Raw genomic sequence first — 17,470 nt, 5'->3', positions numbered from 1 at the left:
TATTATTTAGAATATAACTCTACAATTAATCTTTCTTCAACAGGAATAACTACTTCTTCTCTTGTAGGAATTCTTGTAAAAATACCAAATACTTTATCTTTATCTACATCTACCCAGTCAACCATACCAGTTTGGTTTGTTAACTCTAAAGCTCTTACGATTTGTGGGTTAGTTTTAGATTTTTCTCTAATTTCAATTTTTTGTCCAGGTTTTACAATATAAGAAGGAATATCTAATTTTTTTCCATCTACTAAAACATGTCCATGTGTTGTAAATTGTCTAGCGTTTGCTCTAGTTGAAGCAAATCCCATTCTATAAACAACATTGTCTAATCTTTGCTCAATTAGTGTAATAAGGTTTTCACCTGTATTTCCACCTTTTGTTGCAGCTATTTTGAAGTATTTTCTAAATTGTTTTTCAGATACTCCATAAAGATATTTAGCTTTTTGCTTTTCTCTTAATTGTAAACCATACTCAGAGATTTTAGTTCTTCTTTGTCCATGTTGTCCTGGAGCGTATGGTCTTTTTTCTAATGCAGACTTTCCATTAAGTCTTCTCTCACCTTTTAATCCAAGGTCTGCATCTAGTCTTCTTTCAATTTTTTCTACTGGTCCTCTATATCTTGCCATTACCTACTCCTTACACTCTTCTTCTCTTAGGAGGTCTACAACCATTGTGTGGTAGTGGTGTAACATCCTTTAACCATGTAACTCTGATACCTTCCATAGCACCAACTGATTTAACTGCAGTATCTCTTCCAGAACCTGGTCCTTGGATTTTGATTCCTACATTTTTAATACCATGTTCCATAGCTTTTTTCATTGCATCTTCTACTGCTTGTTGAGCAGCAAATGGAGTAGATTTTTTACTACCTTTGAAACCTAAGTTTCCAGAACTTGACCATGCAATAGCATTTCCTGCGTTGTCAGTTACTGTTACCATTGTATTATTGAACGTTGCTGCAATGTGAACAATTCCGTCAGCAATATTCTTTTTTACTATTTTTTTTCTAGTTACTTTTCTTTTTGCCATCAGTTATCCTTATTTCGCTGCTGCACCAACAGTTCTCTTTTTACCTTTTCTTGTTCTAGCATTAGTTTTTGTCTTTTGCCCTCTACAAGGTAAACCTTTTCTATGTCTTAAACCTCTGTATGAACCTAAGTCCATTAATGATTTGATATCCATAGCAACTTTTTTTCTAAGATCACCCTCAACCATATAGTTTTTTTGGATCTCTTGTCTAATAGCTGCTGCTTCATCTTCTGTTAGCTCGTGAGCTCTTTTGTTGTAATCAATTCCAACAGCGTCTAAGATTAATCTAGAGTTATGTAAACCAATACCGAAAATGTATGTTAAAGCATACTCCATTCTTTTTTTATTTGGTAAATCAACACCTGCAATTCTAGCCATGTCTTTTTATCCTTGTCTTTGTTTGTGTTTTTTGTTATCGCAAATTACTCTTACGATCCCTTTTCTCTTGATAACTTTACATTTATCACACATTTTTTTAACTGAAGCTCTTACTTTCATAAGCTGGTCCTCTTTTTGTGTTATTTACCACTTTTCAACAGGGAAGAATTACACTTGAAAAAAGCATAAACCTTTTATCAAAAATGTAAGCTAAGCTAAAACAACCTTAATATAAGGAAATTTGCTTTTTTCTGATTCTGCCCAACTCTTTATAAAACACAAATATTTTATAAAAAATTCCTCTTTGGCTGAAAAATGGAATTGGATTATATTTAATGTTTACTTAAAGTATGTTGAATTGTGTATCTAAATAGGTTTTTTAACTTGATTTAGTATATTTTTGATAAAATGATAAAAAAACAAGGATAAAACATGAATTATATTTATGAAAACGATTTAATATATATAGATTTAGAAAAAAGTGAAATACCTTGGTTGAAAATTTTTACAAAAGAGAATTATAAAGAGTTTTGTCATTGTCCTCAAAATGTTAAAAATGAGATTTGGAGTAAACTTGATATTATAGAAAAAGAGATGATTGATTATTTTAATCCTGAAAAAATAAATATTGCTTCATTTGGGAACTATGTGCCTCATGTTCATTTTCATATTATGGCAAGGTTTAAACAAGACTCCTATTTTCCCGAACCTATGTGGGGAAAAAAACAAAGAGAACCAAGCTTAATATTACCCTCATTTGAAGAATTTTATAGTAATTTGAAAAAAAAATTATAGACTTAATTTCAATTTTGATATTATATATAAATATAATAATTTTTTAAAGGACAAAAATGTTAGAGAAACTTAAAAATTCTAACTCAACAATTTTGGTTCCTGTTTTTATTCCTGCTGTTATAGTAATTTTATTATTAGTAGTAGGAACTATAAGCAATCCAAAATTAATGGGAGAAATTTTTTCTTCAACACTTGAATATATCACTGATGACTTTGGTTGGTTTTATATGCTTGCAGTGGCACTATTTTTGATATTTATAATATCAATTTCTATTTCACCTTGGGGACATATTAAATTAGGACCTGATCACTCAGAACCAGAATACAGCTTTTCATCTTGGTTTGCTATGCTTTTTTCAGCTGGTTATGGTATTGCATTATTATTTTTTGGTGTTGCTGAACCTATACTTCATTATGCTGCACCCCCTTCTGGAGAAGCATTGACAATTGAAGCTGCAAAACAAGCTATGCAAATTGCTTATTTTCACTGGGGATTTCATATTTGGGCTATTTATGGATTAGTTGGTTTAACACTTGCATATTTTGCATTTAGACATGGTTTACCTTTATCAATGAGATCAACTCTTTATCCACTAATTGGAGATAAAATTCATGGCCCAGCTGGTCATACAGTTGATACTTTTGCAATTTTAGGAACACTATTTGGTATAGCAACCACTTTAGGTTTATCTGTATCTCAAATTAATGCGGGACTTAATTATTTATGGCCTAGTATTGAAGTAAGTACTACAGTACAAGTTACTATTATTGCTTTAATAACAGCACTTGCCCTATTTTCAGTACTTGCAGGGATGGATAAAGGTGTAAAGAGATTATCTATAATAAATATATTACTTGCTCTTGCACTTATGTTATTTGTATTTACTGTAGGTCCAACTATTTTTATTTTAAATACTTTCTTGGAAAATACAGGTAGTTATTTAAGTAATATTGTTGAAAGAACTTTTAGTCTTCAAGCATATACTTCAAATGATTGGATTGGAAACTGGACATTGTTTATTTTTGGATGGACAATTGCATGGGCACCTTTTGTTGGACTTTTCATTGCTAAAATTAGTAAAGGTAGAACAATTAGACAGTTTGTTGTAGGAGTTATGTTAGTACCTACAATTTTTACATTTTTATGGTTTTCGATATTTGGTGATACTGCACTTCATATGGTAATGGTACAAGGTTATGATTCTTTAATTACAGAAGTTCAAAATGACAAAGCAATAGCACTATTTAAACTTTTTGAAAGATTACCTTTTACAGAAGTAATCTCTTTCTTAACTGTTTTTTTAATTATTACTTTTTTTGTAACTTCATCAGATTCAGGTTCACTAGTAATAGACTCTTTAGCTTCAGGTGGAGCAATTCATACACCTGTATGGCAACGTTCATTTTGGGTTATATTAGAAGGAGTTGTAGCTTCTGTACTTTTAATTGCAGGTGGATTAGGAGCTTTACAAACAGCATCCATTGTAAGTGCACTGCCCTTTGCTATTATTATGTTAATAGCAGGAGTTGGCATGTGGAGAGCTTTGATTATTGAAGATCATAGAGAGCATAGTTTGCAACACACTGTAAATATGAACTTGCAACATCCAAGTGTAGATAATGATGAGTTTTGGAAAGGTAGATTAAAAGAGTTAATTAACTTTCCCAAAAAAGATGTTGTTGAGCATTTTATAAGAAATGATGTTTATAACAGTATGAAAAAAATCAAAAAAGAGTTAAAAGAATCTAATTGGAATTGCGAAATAGAGTATGATGAAGAGTATGTAAGAGCTATTATTTCTATTTATAAAGATGAACATGTAAACTTTAACTATGAAGTTAGATTAAGAGAGTATGATCTGCCAGATTTTGCATATTTAACTCTTGATAAGATGGAAGAAGAACAAACTTATTATTATAATGCAGAAGCATTTTTAAAAAGAGGTGGTTTACATTATGATTTATATGGATATGAAGAGCATACGATAATAAATGATATTTTAACACAATTTGAAAAATATTTAAGATTTATTCATACAACACCAGCAACACTTCCTTGGGATATGGAAGAGCATGATGACTTACTAGATAATGAAAGTGAGACTAATAAATAGACATTTTGTCTATTTATTAAGTTTTATCCATCTATATTAATTTTAGTAATTAACTCATCTAGCACTTTATTAGCATCTTCATGGTCAATTTGACAACCACCAGCAGCTTTATGACCTCCGCCATTATACTTAAGCATAAGTTCACCTACATTTGTATTTGAAGTTTTATTAATAATTGATTTTCCAGTACTATAAACAACATTTTGTTTATCTTTTCCCCAAATAGCATGAATAGAAATATTTGCTTCTGGATACATTGCATATATCATAAATCTATTACCTGGGTATATTATCTCTTCACCTCTATAATCAACTATAATAAGATTTTTATGAATGCTTGTACATCTTTTTAGTTGTTCTTTAAACTGTTCTTCATACTTAAAATATAAATCTATTCTCTCTTTTACATCACTTAAAGCTAAAATATCACTAATATCATGATCTTTGCAATAATCAATCAAATCCATCATTAGCTGATAATTTGCAACAGTAAAATCTCTAAATCTACCAAGACCTGTTCTACTATCCATCAAAAAGCTTAATAATTCCCATCCTTTAGGATTTAATATATCTTCTTTTGTAAAAGATGCACTATCAGCTTTATTGGCTGCATCCATCATTGGTTTAAACTTTGAAGGAAATTTTTCATCTGCACCATAATATCTATATACAACTTCTGCTGCACTAGGAGCATCTGCATCAATAATATGATTATCTTTTTTTTCATTTCTAAGTGTTTCACTAAAATGATGATCAAATGCTAAATACACACCATCAACATATGGCAAATTTGTCGTAATATCACTTGATGTAATTTCTATTTTTCCATCTTGCATATCTTTTGGATGAACAAAAGTTATTTCATCAATAATTCCTAAATACTTTAGTAATGTTCCACAAACAAGACCATCCATATCGCTTCTAGTTACGAGTCTATACTTTTTATCAGACATAATTTTCCTATATAAAAATATTTTTATAAATTTTATCATAAAAAAAATAAATTTGAACTATTGATACAAATATCAATTAAAATAAGACATCTTCTTCTTTTTGTTTTGAACTTTTATTTATTTTTTCTGTTTTAAACTTTAAATAAGAAGTAATTACTTTATGAAAACTGACATTTTTTGTAAAGTCCTCTCTTGCAGTAATTTTATTTATAATAGTTTCCATTGATTCAATATTTTTTACTTCTAATTCTTCTTCTACTTCTGCATATGTACTTAGTAAAGAATCAAATGCAAAGTGATAGTGATATGCAAGTTTTCCCTTATCATTTAAAAGTTTTTTTATAAAAACCCATCTATCAAAAATAATAGACCACGCTTTTTTTTGCTCTGTTGTTATACATAGCTTATTTATAATCTTTTTCCATCTAAATAAGGCAAAGTATGCTTGATGACTTGACCACAACTCTCTTATCCACCAATCTTCATATTTTGGAAATCCTGGGAATTTTTTTTCAATTGGTTTTTCTATTTTAGTATTTTTTGTTTTTAAAAGTTTGTTACTTAAAGTTTTCATTGTTGATTGAATATCAAGAAGTTCTTGTTTTTTTGTACTTTTATCTGTTTGTTTAGCCTGTAAAAGTTCTTCTTGTTCTTTAAAAGATTCTTGAATTTTTTTTATTTGTAGATTTTTTTCTTCTTCTAAATCTTTTTGTTTTTGTAAAGCTTTATCATTAATTTTCTTTATATGGTCTTGTATATTTGACTTTAAAACATAAAAATGAAGTACAACAAGAGGAATTAAAAAATCAATTGTTTGGAATTCTTGTAAATTTTCATCTTCAATTTGATCTTTAATAGCTTTAAACTCACTTTTAATATCTTCTAATTTAGAATGAAACTCTTCTAAATCAGAAAGATTTAATTCTAAAGATTTTTCAGCCATTTCAAGTAACTCTTTATCTTCAAATTGAATACCTTCTGGTAATTCATCTAAAATTCTTAAAACCTCGAGTTTTTTATCACTACTTTCTTCTTTATTTAGTTTTATTCTAGAAGGTTGTGCATCAAAATACTTTTTTCTCTCTGCTAAAATCACGAGCTGCTCTTTTTCTCTTAAAGCTTCTCCTTCAATTGATTGAAGTTGTTCTAACATTTTTTTATATTTTTCTACTAATTGTGTTGCTAATTCAAGTGAATTTTCAGCAGAGGCTAAACCCATACGAGAGAGTCTATATACACCAGTTTCATGATTTTTAATCTGTTTTTCTTGTAAAGCAATTTTTGTTTCATTATCTTTAATGAGTTCTTCTAAAGCAATAATACTTTCCATTTTAATTACCTTTTAAAGATTCTACCTAAATTTACATCAAAAGAATAAATTATTTAAAGAAAATAATAAAAAATTTTAATTAAATATTTATCAAAAGAATTCTTTTACTTTTATCTCAAGTTTTATTTGTAGTATAAGATTTAAACAAAAAATAACGTAAAAAAAAAGAGTTACTTATATTTTTATAAATAAGAGAAAATCTCTTATTTATTTATATAATTGGCGATAATATCACCCATTTCTGCTGTTGTAACAATCTCTTTAGCATCATATGCTGCTAAATCTTTTGTTCTATAACCATCTTTAAGTGCTTTTTTAATAGCTGAATCAATTTTATTTGCTGCTTCATCTTCACCTAAAGAGTATCTAAGCATCATTCCAGCACTTTCAATTGTAGCAATAGGATTTGCGATTCCTTGTCCAGCAATATCAGGTGCACTTCCATGAATTGGCTCATAAACTGCTGTTTTATCACCAGTACTAGCACTTGGCAATAATCCAATTGAACCAACTACCATTGAAGCTGTATCTGATAATATATCTCCAAATATATTTCCTGTTACAATAACATCAAACTGTTTTGGATTTCTAACAAGTTGCATAGCTGCATTATCTACATACATATGAGATAATTCAACTTCTGGATAATCTTTTGATAACTCTTCCATTGTATCTCTCCATAATTGAGAAACTTCAAGAACATTTGCTTTATCAACAGAACAAACTCTTTTATCTCTTTTCATTGCAAGTTCAAAAGCTTTTTTACCAATTCTTTCAATTTCAGGTTTTGTATAAACCATTGTATTAAATGCTTTGAAACCATCATTTTCTCTTGGTTGACCAAAATAAATTCCACCAATAAGCTCACGTACAACCATAATATCAACACCTTCAATAACTTCAGGTTTAAGTGTTGAAGCATTTACTAATTCATCATAAATAATTGCAGGTCTTAAGTTTGCATATACACCCATAGCTTCTCTAAACTTTAAAAGTCCAGTTTCAGGTCTAAGTTCTCGTGGAAGTGTATCCCATTTTTCTCCACCAATTGAACCAAATAAACAAGCATCAGAGTTTAAAACACCTTGTACAGTTTCATCAGGAAGTGGAACACCTGTCATATCAATAGCAATTCCACCCATTAAATACTCTTTATACTCTAAAGAAAATCCACAAGAGTAAGAAACAGCATCTAGTACTTTAATTGCCTCATCAACAATCTCAGGACCAATTCCATCACCTTTAATAATTGAAATATTATAATTCTTCATTATTTTCCTTCTTTATTTCTTCTTTTGCATAGTTTATTAATCCACCAACTGCAATCAACTCTTGCATAAACTCAGGGATAGCAATAAATTCATATGATTTATTAGTTGTATTATTAATAATTTTTCCATTATCAAGATCAATAGAAATTTCATCATTCTCTTTTATTTCTAATGCTTCTGGTAGTTCAAAAATAGGCAATCCCATATTAAAAGCATTTCTATAAAAAATTCTTGCAAATGATGGGGCTACAACAGCAGCAACACCAGCAGCTTTTAAGGCAATTGGAGCATGTTCTCTACTAGAACCACAACCAAAGTTTTCACCAGCAACAATAATATCACCCTTTTGTAGTTTCTTAGGGAAATCTGGATCTGCATCTTCCATTACATATTTTGCTAAATGTTCAGGCTCTGAACTATTTAAATATCTAGCAGCAATAATAATATCAGTATCAATATTTGCCCCAAAATTCCATACTTTTCCAGTAATTACATTCATATTCTGTCCTTAAGTTTTTAGTATTTCTCCATACAATTTTTATCTTATATAATTTTAAATGAAGACGCATTTTATCCAATTATTTAAAAATAATAGATTAAATAGATAAATTTAATTATTTTTTTAACTAATTTCGGTATAATATATGACTATCTAAAATAAGGAACTTTATTATATGAGTGCAAAAGATTTAAATAAATCAATAGAACAAATTGTTAAAGAGTACAAAGATTCTATCTTAACTTATGAAAAAATCATTAAAATCTTTCCAAAAGCACCTTCAGCAGCAAATATTAAAAAACTTCTAGCTTTAGTTCAGTTATATAATGTACAACTGATTAGTTCGCAAGAACAAGCTAAAAGAATGAATGCCGAAGAAGCAAAACGAAAAGCAGAACATAGAAACAAACTAAGAGAAAACGAAGAAGATGTATATGACTTACTAAAGAATAAAGAACTTTTAGAATGGAGTAGATCTGATTCACCTGTTAGGATGTATTTAAGAGAAATGGGACAAATTCCTCTTTTAACAAAAGAAGAAGAAATTGAAATTTCCAAAAAAATAGAAATGGGTGAAGATGTAATTCTTGATGCCATTTGTTATGTTCCATATTTAATTGACTTTATTCTTGAGTATAAAGAACCTTTAGTAAATAGAGAAAGAAAAGTTAAAGAACTTTTTAGAAACTTTGATGATGAAGATTCAGATGATAAAGATGATGACATTGAAGAAGAGTCTGAACCTGAAGAGGAAGAAGAGAAAAAAGGTAAAAAACAAAAAAAACTTGATAAAAGAGCAGAAACAATTATTGCAGCTTTTAAAGTTTTAGAAAAAGCAAAAAAAGATTGGTTAAAATTCTTGACAAAAGAATCAGCAAAATCTGATGATGAAATTGATCAAATGCAACATAATCTAGCTATTGCTTTTAAGAAAAAAATATTAAAAGAAGCTTTACTTGATTTAGGCCCAACTTCAAAACTTATTAGTGAAATCGTAAGAGCTATGGAAACTGCACTAAAATCAGACACTGGTTTTGAACATGAATTAAAAAGATTAGAGTATAGATTACCACTTTTTAATGATATGCTAAAGAAAAACCACCAAAAGATTTTGGATAATATTTTGAACTTAACTAAAGTTCAAATTACTTCTATGGTTCCAGAAGCTACTATGGTAAGTACTTATATGGAGATTAAAAAACTTTTCCAAACAGCAGAAGCAAGTAAAGATGGATTTGATTTAGAACCTGAAGAGTTAAAAGATGTACTAGAACAAATTAAAAGAGGTAAACAAATTACTGATCAAGCTAAGACAAGAATGGCAAAATCAAACCTTAGACTTGTTGTATCTATTGCAAAAAGATATACAAATAGAGGTTTACCTTTCCTTGATTTAATTCAAGAAGGAAACATTGGTCTTATGAAAGCTGTTGATAAATTTGAGTATAAAAAAGGTTATAAATTCTCTACTTATGCAACATGGTGGATTAGACAAGCAATTAGTAGAGCAATTGCTGATCAAGCAAGAACTATTAGAATTCCAATTCATATGATTGAAACTATTAATAGAATTAATAAAATCATCAGAAAAGGTATTCAAGAAAATGGAAAAGAGCCAGATGTAGAAGAGATTGCAAAAGAAGTTGGACTTCCAATTGATAAAGTTAAACAAGTAATCAAAATCACTAAAGAGCCTGTTTCACTTGAAGCACCAATTGGTAGTGATGATGATGGTAAGTTTGGAGACTTTGTACCTGATGAAAAAGCTCCAACTCCTGTTGACAATATCATGAAAGAAGATTTACAAGGTCAAATTGATCAAATTCTTGCTCAATTAAATGAAAGAGAACAAGCAGTTGTAAGAATGAGATTTGGACTTATGGAAGATGCTAGTGATAGAACTTTAGAAGAAATTGGAAAAGAATTAAGTGTTACTAGAGAAAGAGTAAGACAAATAGAATCAAGTGCAATTAAAAAATTAAAACACCCTAAAGTTGGGAAAAATCTTAAAAACTACGTAGAAAGCTAATATATGAGTAATAACTTCTTTGAAAAGTGGGTAGAGTTAGATTTAAATCCAATAATATCTTTTTCTTCAACAGGGAAAATGCTTTACTCAAATCAAGAAGCACAGTTTTTACTTAGTCGAATATCTCAAAAAGAGATATTCGAACTAGCTGTTGAGTATGCACCTAAAAACTTCGGTGCAGAAACTACTTATATTGATCTTCATATGAAAAATTATATTTTTTATGCAATTACTGTTTCATATGAAAATGAAGAAGCCATCAATATAAAACTATATAAAAGTACTATGGTAAAAAAAGAATCAAAACTTAATACTAAAAATAGTGACATAGTAAATGTATTTACTTTAGTTGATTTATCTATTTCAGCAATGAAGTCTAAATCAGACATAAAAGTTATCAAAAATTATGATCCTTCAATTCCTGATTTTAAGTTAAATGCAAAAGAGTTTATAAAAATATTAAATTCATCTTTAGAGTGCTTTAACACTTCATCAATAATTACAACAACAATAATGCTAAAAATAGGAGAGTATATTAAAATTGAGAAGAAAAAATACTCACTTATATCAATCGAAGTATCTAGTAAAGATTTAGCAGACTATAGCAATTTTAAGTATGAAGACAATTCGTCTTACTTTATTCTTACAAAAGATAAGTCAAAAATAGCTATTGACTTACCTCTGATTTTATAATTAGTTTTGTTAATAATACAGCAATAGGAACTATTCCTAAACCAATTAAAAAAGGTATTGGTAAAAATATATTATTATTATTTAAAGAGAAAAATCCAAAAATCAAAATACCATAACCAAGTAGTCTATAAATTGAAACAAAACCACCTGTTGAAAATATTGTATTTTTAAAAGAGTTTCTTTTTACTTTACTTTTCTCTTCTTTTATAATCTCTTTGATTTTTTCTGGTGTCAAATCTTCTTCTTTTATAGGTTCTATATCTTCTGAATATAAATCAAAGGGATCATCAATTTCATCCACTTTATCTCTATCTTCAATTTTAGTTTCCATTTTACTATCAAAATTTTTTAATCTATTTTGTATATTCTTTCTATATGATAAAAAAGAAGAAACAGTAATAACTATAGAAGCAAAAAAAGCAACTTGTGAATTAAGTAACCAATAAAAGTTTTCAAAAGACAAAGAGTAAATTATAATGCAAAGGTCTACAAGTAAAAAGACCTTTGCAAAATTTTTAATCATCTTCATCATCAAATTTTTTATCCCCATATTTTGCTCTATGGGCATATCTTGGATCGTTTTCTAAACCTTCATACTCTTTTTGAGCTCTTTTATATGCTTTTACTATATTTAATACAGCTGCTGCAATACCCCAAAAAAGTCCTAGCCATAAAAGCCAGTCATATCCAAATAGATGTTTCAAGCCATACCCTACACCAAATCCAATCGCAACTGCTGCAACTAAAGAGAGTCCTAAAGATAAATTATCTAAAGCTCTTAACTTAGATTGGTGTTTTGGTTGTTGATTATTATTTTCCATATATTTCCTATCTTATAATTTAGCCATCACTTCTTGTGCAGCTTTAATACAATTGTCAATATCCTCATCACTAATTGCTTCACACATAAATGCTGCTTCATATTGAGAGCAAGCAAAATAAAAACCTCTTTTTAGCATCTCTTGGTGAAACTTAGCAAATCTATCAAAATTACAAGTACCAACCTCTTTAAAGTTTCTTGGTGGTTTTTCACAAAAGAAGAATCCAAACATAGATCCTCTTGAATCAACTTGAAATGCAATATTATTATCTTCTGCTGCTTTTTTAAATCCTGCTAACAGTTTTGTTACTTTTTGGTTTAATTTTTCATATAAACCTTTTTGGGCTTTAATCTTTCTAAGACTTACAAGTCCTGCTGCCATAGCAACTGGATTTCCACTTAAAGTACCAGCTTGATATACTGCTCCATCCGGACTTAAATGAGCCATTATTTCACTACTAGCAGCAAAAGCTCCAACTGGCATACCAGCACCAATTACTTTACCAAAAGTTATAATATCTGATTTAGTATTAACTACACCATGAGCTCCTGTTAAACTCGCTCTAAAACCACTCATTACTTCATCAAATATTAAAAGTGCACCATTTTCATCACAAAGTTTTCTACATTGTGTTAAAAACTCTTCATCAGCTGGAACAAATCCCATATTTCCTGCAATTGGCTCAATAATAATACAAGCAATATCATCACTTGCTTCAAAACATTTTTTTAACTCATCAATATTGTTATATTCACAAAGTAATGTATGTTTTGTTAAATCTGCTGGAACACCTGGTGAGCTTGGAGTACCAAAAGTAGCCATACCAGAACCTGCTTGAACTAATAAAGAATCAGAATGTCCATGATAACATCCCTCAAACTTTAAAATTCCATTTTTACCTGTAACACCTCTTGCTAATCTAATAGCACTCATCACTGCTTCTGTTCCAGAATTTACAAATCTAACTTTATCTATATTGTCATACATCTCAACAATTTCACTTGCAAGTTCAGTTTCTAATACAGTTGGAGCACCAAAACTTAAACCTTTTTTTACAGTTTTAATTACAGCTTCTTCAATATCTTTATCACAATGTCCAAAAATCAAAGGACCCCAGCTTTGAATAAAATCTAAATATTTATTACCATCTACATCAATAAGATAAGCACCCTCACCTCTATCAATAAATGGAGGTGTTCCACCTACACTTTTAAATGCTCTAACTGGTGAATCAACTCCACCAGGAATTACTTTTTTTGCTTCTTCATATGCTGTTATTGATTTATCAAACATTAAATATCCTATCTTTGTTAAATTTAAAAGCTTCATTATACTATAATCCCGTTATGAAAACGTTTATACTAGCACTTATTTTTTCAATTATTATACATATACTTTTTTTATTTAACTATGAGGTTGAAAAAAAGCAAGAAGATTTCCATGAGAAAAAAATAGAGAGTAAAAAGAAAAAAAGCTCTATTACATACGTTCAGCTAAAAAAACCAAAACCAATAAAAAAGAGTGAACCAAAAATTATAAAAGAAAAAAAGAGTTTAAAAAAAGAAATTCCAAAGAAATTTAAAAAAGTACAAAAAGAGATAAAGCCTCAAAAAAGAAGAGAAAAAGTTGTAAAAACAAAGAAAAAAATTGTCAAAGAGTCTAAAAAAATTGTTAAAAAACAAAAAGAATTTAAAAAAGTACAAAAAGAGATTAAACCACAAGAAAGAAGAAAAAGTGTAGATAAAAGTTCACTTGAAAACTTTTTACTTGAAAATCCTGTATTAGATAAAGAGTTACTTGATGATGTAACAAAAAGTTATATTAAACTTTATGGTGATGAATATGATAAGTTTACAAAAGTTCAAAAAGCATTTTTACAAAATAACTTAAAAGATATTGGAAGAATTACACAAAAATATTTAAGTTCTAAAGGTTATCCAAGAATTGCAATAAGGACAAAACAACAAGGAGTGAATGTTGTTGAATTCTTTTTATACCCAAATGGTGATATAAAAGGATTAAAAGTTATAAACTCTTCTAGTTATACAGCCTTGGATGAGAATAGTATAGATACAATAAAAATTGCATATAAAGATTATCCACGTCCTAAAGAGGTTACAAAAATAAGAATATATGTTCATTATAGATTATATTAAAAGTAAAGTAACTAGAATTAAATAGTTACTTTACTAAGAAAGTTAGTATATCTTTTATTACAATTTTCTCTCAAAATCGTACATATCCATAAATCTAAATGCAAGTAAATTTTCTAATATTGCAATTAATACAATAAAATTTATAAAGGAACTTCCACCATATGAAAAAAGTGGTAAAGGAAGTCCAACAACTGGAGCAAAACCTATAACCATAAGTATATTTACACTCATATTAAAAAATATCAATAAACCAACTCCTGAAGCAAAGGCTCTAATTATAAAATCATCTTTAAAGTAGGAGTTCATTAAAAGCAAGTGATAAATCAATAAAGTATAAATTACTATCAGTAAAACTGCACCTAGGAAACCATATCTTTCAACAAAAAAAGCAAAAATAAAATCACTTGTGGCTATGGGTAGAAACTTTAATTGTGTTTGAGTAGCTTCATCACTATCTTTACCGTTTAAACCTCCAGAACCTATTGCTATTATAGATTGTTGTACATGGTAACTTGGCTTTTCAGAAACAAAATCTATTATTCTTTTCTTTTGATAATCTTTAATTAAATATGTATATGCAAAGGGTGCACTAACTGCAACTATAAACATAATAGTTGCCCAAATTCTCCAATTTACACCAATTACAAATAAAATTCCATAACCAACTAAAAGTAAAACAAGTGCTGTTCCTAAATCTGGCTCTTTTGCAATTAAAATAAAAGGCAAAAGAATATAGAATGAAAAATAAATAAAATCTTTGATTCCATATCCATCTCTTGGAGGTGGCCTATTGTGAACCAAATAACCAATCATTAAAATAAATACAGGTTTTATAACTTCTGAGGGTTGAATTGTGGTTTCTAAAAATGGAATACTAATCCATCTTTTAGCACCAAGCCTACTTTCTCCCCAAAACTCAACTGAGAGCAAAAGTGCAATACCTATCCAATAAAATAATGGCATTAACCTTATGTGTTTTCTAATTGGAAGTAAAAATACACCAATAAAAAATAGTAAAGACAAAGAAAAATATACCAATTGTTTATTGGCTAATGTTTCATTAGTTTCACTTATCAAATGGTATGATAATAGTATTAATGGTAAAATAAAAATTATTAATAAATAATCAAAATGAGATACAATTCTCTTATCAAATAAACGCATAATGAAAGAGTAGCAAAATATGGATAAAAATTTTATTGTTTACAGCCCAAATAGACTAGATAAGTTTCTTTCAATGCATATAGATGCATCTAGAAATCAAATAGAACAGCTTATAAAAAAGGGCTTTGTTAAAGTTGATGAAAAAGAATCAAAAAAAACAGGATTAAAGCTAAAAGAGAATCAAAAAGTTAGTGTAAATTTTCCAAAAGCAGAAATTTCTAAAATCAAAGATAAAGATTTTATAATAGAATCTTTAAAAGGCAAAGAGATAAAAGTTATCTATGAAGATGAGCATATATTAGTTTTAAATAAACCTTATAACTTAACTGTACATGATGCACCAAGTGTAAAAGATGCCACTTTAGTTGATTGGTTAAAATTAAAAGATATATCTCTTTCAACAATAAGTGGAGAGCAAAGACATGGAATTGTACATAGACTAGATAAAGGAACCAGTGGTGTTATGGTTGTTGCTAAATCAAATGAAGCACATGCAAAATTAGCAAAGCAACTAGAAGATAAATCAATGGGTAGGTACTATCTAGCAATTATAGATTTACCATTAAAAGAGAATATGATTATGGAAAAACCAATTGCAAGAAATCCCAATAATAGATTGAAAATGGCAATTGTTGAAGATGGTAAATATGCAAAATCTGCATTTGCAAAAATTGCTTTGAGTAAAAATGAAAAATATGAATTAATTGCTGCAAAACTTTTCACAGGAAGAACTCATCAAATAAGAGTTCATATAAGTTCGATAAGTAGGCATATTCTAGGGGATAATTTATATGGGTTTAAGGGCGAATTAAATAAAATAAATAGATTTTATCTGCACGCTTATAGTTTATATCTTTATCATCCTATAACAAACGAAAAAATGAGCTTTAAGGCAGATTTACCCGATGATATAGAACAATTTTTACAGAATAATTTTAAAATGGAGAATATTGATGAAAAACTTGATGAAAATCACATCATCACTTGCTTTGATTCTTTTAGTTAGTGGTTGTAGTTACAAAGGTGACTTAATGTCAGCTAAAAAACCAAAAATTGATGAAACACTTGAAATAGTGGATTCTAATTCTATTAGATCTATAAGTGATATTAATGCGATTGCATTTGAGTGGAAAAAAGTTGATGATACAAGAGTTACAGGTTATAATTTTTATAGAGCAAATTTACAAAAAGATGGAACAAAACTAAAACTTATTGATACTATTGAAAACAAATATATAACTCACTATTTAGATACAAATGTTGAACCAAATACAAAATATGTTTATAAAATATCTAGTGCAACAAAAAATGATGTTGAATCAAAAACTACAAAAGACTATATAGTTTCAACATTAGACTTACCAGAGGGAATTAGCTTTATTCAAGCTATTTCTAATCTTCCAAGACAAATTAAATTAATTTGGAGACCTCATGGGAATGAAAGAGTTGCATACTATAAAGTTGAAAGAAGCTCTCCTCAAACTCCTAAATGGAAAGAACTAGATGATGTAAAAGGAAGACTTCAAGCTGAATATATTGATGAAGATTTAAAAGATAGTGTAGTTTACAATTATAGGGTAACTGCATATACTTTTGATGATATTCCAACAAAACCAAGTCAAATAGTAAAAGCACAAACAAAGGCTTTACCAGCTGGAATTTATACATTAAAAGCTTCAACAAATAGACCAAGAAAAATAGTATTAAATTGGAATGCATCTGAATCTTCTGATATTGTAAGATATAATATTTATAGAAGTTCAAGTGCCACTAGTGGGTTTTCTTATTTAAAAAGTGTTAATAGTAAAACATTAGATTATGAAGATTTTATTAATGAAGATGGAAAAATCTTTTTTTACAAAATTACTGCAACTGATAAAGATGGTTTAGAAAGTAGTTTAAATGTAAATGCAGTAATGGGTTCTACTTTAAATAAAGTAAATAAACCAATTATGACATTAGCACAAATTCAAGGTGAAAAAGCGATTTTAAATTGGCAAAGTGCTGATAAAAGAACAGTTAGCTTCAATGTCTATAAAACAGTAAAAGATGGTATGTTCAATAAAAAGACTATTAAAATATCTGGAATAAAAGCATTAAGATATGAAGATAAAGATATCGTAAGAGGTGTTGAGTATAGCTATTCAATTCAGTCTGTTGATGAGTTTGGGATTGCATCTGAAAAAACAGATACAACACAACTAATATTACCTAAATTAAGAGAGTTAAAATAAT

Annotated in this window: 19 protein-coding genes; 7 read left to right on the top strand and 12 right to left on the bottom strand. The window is 28.5% G+C overall.

Annotated features, from left to right (window positions below; translation table 11 throughout):
* Positions 1–2: 2 nt before the first annotated feature.
* Genes rpsD through rpmJ form a run of 4 tightly spaced genes read right to left on the bottom strand, consistent with a single transcriptional unit; the run spans position 3 to position 1,530 of the window.
* Entirely contained in the window at positions 3–629 is a 627-nt protein-coding gene (rpsD, locus tag AMRN_RS05690; protein ID WP_099310582.1) for a 30S ribosomal protein S4, read from the bottom strand.
* 10 nt (positions 630–639) lie between these two features.
* Positions 640–1,032, bottom strand: a complete 393-nt coding sequence (gene rpsK / locus AMRN_RS05685; protein ID WP_099310581.1) for a 30S ribosomal protein S11 — start codon at positions 1,030–1,032, stop codon at positions 640–642.
* 9 nt (positions 1,033–1,041) lie between these two features.
* Positions 1,042–1,410 (bottom strand): 30S ribosomal protein S13, encoded by a 369-nt coding sequence (gene rpsM / locus AMRN_RS05680; RefSeq protein WP_079577254.1) that lies wholly within the window; start codon positions 1,408–1,410, stop codon positions 1,042–1,044.
* A 6-nt stretch (positions 1,411–1,416) separates the two neighbouring features.
* On the bottom strand, positions 1,417–1,530 hold the full coding sequence (rpmJ, locus tag AMRN_RS05675) for a 50S ribosomal protein L36 (RefSeq protein ID WP_079577253.1): 114 nt from the start codon (positions 1,528–1,530) through the stop codon (positions 1,417–1,419).
* Between the two features lie 312 nt (positions 1,531–1,842).
* Between rpmJ and AMRN_RS05670 the strand changes: the two genes are divergently transcribed.
* Together AMRN_RS05670 and AMRN_RS05665 are read left to right on the top strand one after the other, a co-directional pair.
* The gene (locus AMRN_RS05670; RefSeq protein WP_099310580.1) at positions 1,843–2,205 is read left to right on the top strand and encodes an HIT family protein; all 363 of its coding nucleotides are present in this window, start codon (positions 1,843–1,845) and stop codon (positions 2,203–2,205) included.
* 56 nt (positions 2,206–2,261) lie between these two features.
* A complete protein-coding gene (locus AMRN_RS05665; protein ID WP_099310579.1) occupies positions 2,262–4,319 on the top strand; it encodes a BCCT family transporter in 2,058 nt (685 codons plus the stop codon).
* A gap of 23 nt (positions 4,320–4,342) precedes the next feature.
* Here AMRN_RS05665 and AMRN_RS05660 read toward each other — a convergent pair whose 3' ends face one another.
* The 4 genes from AMRN_RS05660 to AMRN_RS05645 all read right to left on the bottom strand — a co-directional run bounded on the left by AMRN_RS05660 (position 4,343) and on the right by AMRN_RS05645 (position 8,372).
* Positions 4,343–5,272, bottom strand: a complete 930-nt coding sequence (locus AMRN_RS05660) for a DHH family phosphoesterase (RefSeq protein ID WP_099310578.1) — start codon at positions 5,270–5,272, stop codon at positions 4,343–4,345.
* Between the two features lie 76 nt (positions 5,273–5,348).
* Positions 5,349–6,602, bottom strand: coding sequence for a coiled-coil domain-containing protein (locus tag AMRN_RS05655; RefSeq protein ID WP_099310577.1), 1,254 nt, complete (start codon positions 6,600–6,602; stop codon positions 5,349–5,351).
* 203 nt (positions 6,603–6,805) lie between these two features.
* A complete protein-coding gene (leuB, locus tag AMRN_RS05650; RefSeq protein WP_099310576.1) occupies positions 6,806–7,873 on the bottom strand; it encodes a 3-isopropylmalate dehydrogenase in 1,068 nt (355 codons plus the stop codon).
* Entirely contained in the window at positions 7,860–8,372 is a 513-nt protein-coding gene (locus AMRN_RS05645; protein WP_099310575.1) for a 3-isopropylmalate dehydratase small subunit, read from the bottom strand. The genes leuB and AMRN_RS05645 overlap by 14 nt, the downstream gene beginning before the upstream one ends.
* A 175-nt stretch (positions 8,373–8,547) precedes the next feature.
* Here AMRN_RS05645 and rpoD point away from each other — a divergent pair, with 175 nt between their 5' ends.
* Both rpoD and AMRN_RS05635 read left to right on the top strand, forming a co-directional pair.
* Complete coding sequence (gene rpoD, locus AMRN_RS05640) at positions 8,548–10,401, top strand: RNA polymerase sigma factor RpoD (RefSeq protein WP_099310574.1); 1,854 nt, start codon at positions 8,548–8,550, stop codon at positions 10,399–10,401.
* A gap of 3 nt (positions 10,402–10,404) precedes the next feature.
* Positions 10,405–11,094 (top strand): hypothetical protein, encoded by a 690-nt coding sequence (locus AMRN_RS05635; RefSeq protein WP_099310573.1) that lies wholly within the window; start codon positions 10,405–10,407, stop codon positions 11,092–11,094.
* Here the strand turns inward: AMRN_RS05635 and AMRN_RS05630 are convergent.
* From AMRN_RS05630 to hemL, 3 genes are read right to left on the bottom strand one after another with little or no spacing between them, the layout of a single operon-like run.
* Positions 11,069–11,644 (bottom strand): hypothetical protein, encoded by a 576-nt coding sequence (locus tag AMRN_RS05630; RefSeq protein WP_228150799.1) that lies wholly within the window; start codon positions 11,642–11,644, stop codon positions 11,069–11,071. The genes AMRN_RS05635 and AMRN_RS05630 overlap by 26 nt on opposite strands.
* Positions 11,610–11,915 carry an AtpZ/AtpI family protein gene (locus AMRN_RS05625; protein WP_099310572.1) on the bottom strand — a complete coding sequence of 102 codons (306 nt, stop codon included), beginning with the start codon at positions 11,913–11,915 and terminating at the stop codon, positions 11,610–11,612. The genes AMRN_RS05630 and AMRN_RS05625 overlap by 35 nt, the downstream gene beginning before the upstream one ends.
* A gap of 12 nt (positions 11,916–11,927) precedes the next feature.
* Complete coding sequence (hemL, locus tag AMRN_RS05620; protein WP_099310571.1) at positions 11,928–13,208, bottom strand: glutamate-1-semialdehyde 2,1-aminomutase; 1,281 nt, start codon at positions 13,206–13,208, stop codon at positions 11,928–11,930.
* A gap of 53 nt (positions 13,209–13,261) precedes the next feature.
* On the opposite strand from hemL, the gene AMRN_RS05615 reads away from it, so the two are divergent.
* The gene (locus AMRN_RS05615; protein ID WP_165772835.1) at positions 13,262–14,071 is read left to right on the top strand and encodes an energy transducer TonB; all 810 of its coding nucleotides are present in this window, start codon (positions 13,262–13,264) and stop codon (positions 14,069–14,071) included.
* Positions 14,072–14,128: 57 nt separating this feature from the next.
* On the opposite strand, the gene AMRN_RS05610 is transcribed toward AMRN_RS05615, so the two are convergent.
* Entirely contained in the window at positions 14,129–15,235 is a 1,107-nt protein-coding gene (locus tag AMRN_RS05610) for an FtsW/RodA/SpoVE family cell cycle protein (RefSeq protein WP_099310569.1), read from the bottom strand.
* Between the two features lie 19 nt (positions 15,236–15,254).
* Here AMRN_RS05610 and AMRN_RS05605 point away from each other — a divergent pair, with 19 nt between their 5' ends.
* Together AMRN_RS05605 and AMRN_RS05600 are read left to right on the top strand one after the other, a co-directional pair.
* On the top strand, positions 15,255–16,241 hold the full coding sequence (locus tag AMRN_RS05605) for an RluA family pseudouridine synthase (protein ID WP_099310568.1): 987 nt from the start codon (positions 15,255–15,257) through the stop codon (positions 16,239–16,241).
* On the top strand, positions 16,189–17,469 hold the full coding sequence (locus tag AMRN_RS05600; protein ID WP_099310567.1) for a fibronectin type III domain-containing protein: 1,281 nt from the start codon (positions 16,189–16,191) through the stop codon (positions 17,467–17,469). The genes AMRN_RS05605 and AMRN_RS05600 overlap by 53 nt, the downstream gene beginning before the upstream one ends.
* The last annotated feature ends 1 nt before the right edge of the window (position 17,470 follow it).

This window comes from Malaciobacter marinus (genome assembly GCF_003544855.1).
Lineage (GTDB): Bacteria > Campylobacterota > Campylobacteria > Campylobacterales > Arcobacteraceae > Malaciobacter > Malaciobacter marinus.
Note: the sequence above shows the minus strand (reverse complement) of the source record. Positions and strands in the feature narration are given on the sequence as shown.

What these genes read in the sequence shown, in the direction of transcription:
- AMRN_RS05635 (WP_099310573.1), top strand. Translation starts at nt 10,405, where the DNA reads ATGAGTAATAACTTCTTTGAAAAGTGGGTAGAGTTAGATTTAAATCCA.
- AMRN_RS05665 (WP_099310579.1), top strand. Translation starts at nt 2,262, where the DNA reads ATGTTAGAGAAACTTAAAAATTCTAACTCAACAATTTTGGTTCCTGTT.
- leuB (WP_099310576.1), bottom strand. Translation starts at nt 7,873, where the DNA reads ATGAAGAATTATAATATTTCAATTATTAAAGGTGATGGAATTGGTCCT.
- AMRN_RS05630 (WP_228150799.1), bottom strand. Translation starts at nt 11,644, where the DNA reads ATGGGGATAAAAAATTTGATGATGAAGATGATTAAAAATTTTGCAAAG.
- AMRN_RS05610 (WP_099310569.1), bottom strand. Translation starts at nt 15,235, where the DNA reads ATGCGTTTATTTGATAAGAGAATTGTATCTCATTTTGATTATTTATTA.
- AMRN_RS05655 (WP_099310577.1), bottom strand. Translation starts at nt 6,602, where the DNA reads ATGGAAAGTATTATTGCTTTAGAAGAACTCATTAAAGATAATGAAACA.
- AMRN_RS05600 (WP_099310567.1), top strand. Translation starts at nt 16,189, where the DNA reads ATGAAAAACTTGATGAAAATCACATCATCACTTGCTTTGATTCTTTTA.
- AMRN_RS05660 (WP_099310578.1), bottom strand. Translation starts at nt 5,272, where the DNA reads ATGTCTGATAAAAAGTATAGACTCGTAACTAGAAGCGATATGGATGGT.
- rpoD (WP_099310574.1), top strand. Translation starts at nt 8,548, where the DNA reads ATGAGTGCAAAAGATTTAAATAAATCAATAGAACAAATTGTTAAAGAG.
- AMRN_RS05670 (WP_099310580.1), top strand. Translation starts at nt 1,843, where the DNA reads ATGAATTATATTTATGAAAACGATTTAATATATATAGATTTAGAAAAA.
- rpsD (WP_099310582.1), bottom strand. Translation starts at nt 629, where the DNA reads ATGGCAAGATATAGAGGACCAGTAGAAAAAATTGAAAGAAGACTAGAT.
- hemL (WP_099310571.1), bottom strand. Translation starts at nt 13,208, where the DNA reads ATGTTTGATAAATCAATAACAGCATATGAAGAAGCAAAAAAAGTAATT.
- rpmJ (WP_079577253.1), bottom strand. Translation starts at nt 1,530, where the DNA reads ATGAAAGTAAGAGCTTCAGTTAAAAAAATGTGTGATAAATGTAAAGTT.
- AMRN_RS05645 (WP_099310575.1), bottom strand. Translation starts at nt 8,372, where the DNA reads ATGAATGTAATTACTGGAAAAGTATGGAATTTTGGGGCAAATATTGAT.
- AMRN_RS05625 (WP_099310572.1), bottom strand. Translation starts at nt 11,915, where the DNA reads ATGGAAAATAATAATCAACAACCAAAACACCAATCTAAGTTAAGAGCT.
- rpsK (WP_099310581.1), bottom strand. Translation starts at nt 1,032, where the DNA reads ATGGCAAAAAGAAAAGTAACTAGAAAAAAAATAGTAAAAAAGAATATT.
- AMRN_RS05615 (WP_165772835.1), top strand. Translation starts at nt 13,262, where the DNA reads ATGAAAACGTTTATACTAGCACTTATTTTTTCAATTATTATACATATA.
- rpsM (WP_079577254.1), bottom strand. Translation starts at nt 1,410, where the DNA reads ATGGCTAGAATTGCAGGTGTTGATTTACCAAATAAAAAAAGAATGGAG.
- AMRN_RS05605 (WP_099310568.1), top strand. Translation starts at nt 15,255, where the DNA reads ATGGATAAAAATTTTATTGTTTACAGCCCAAATAGACTAGATAAGTTT.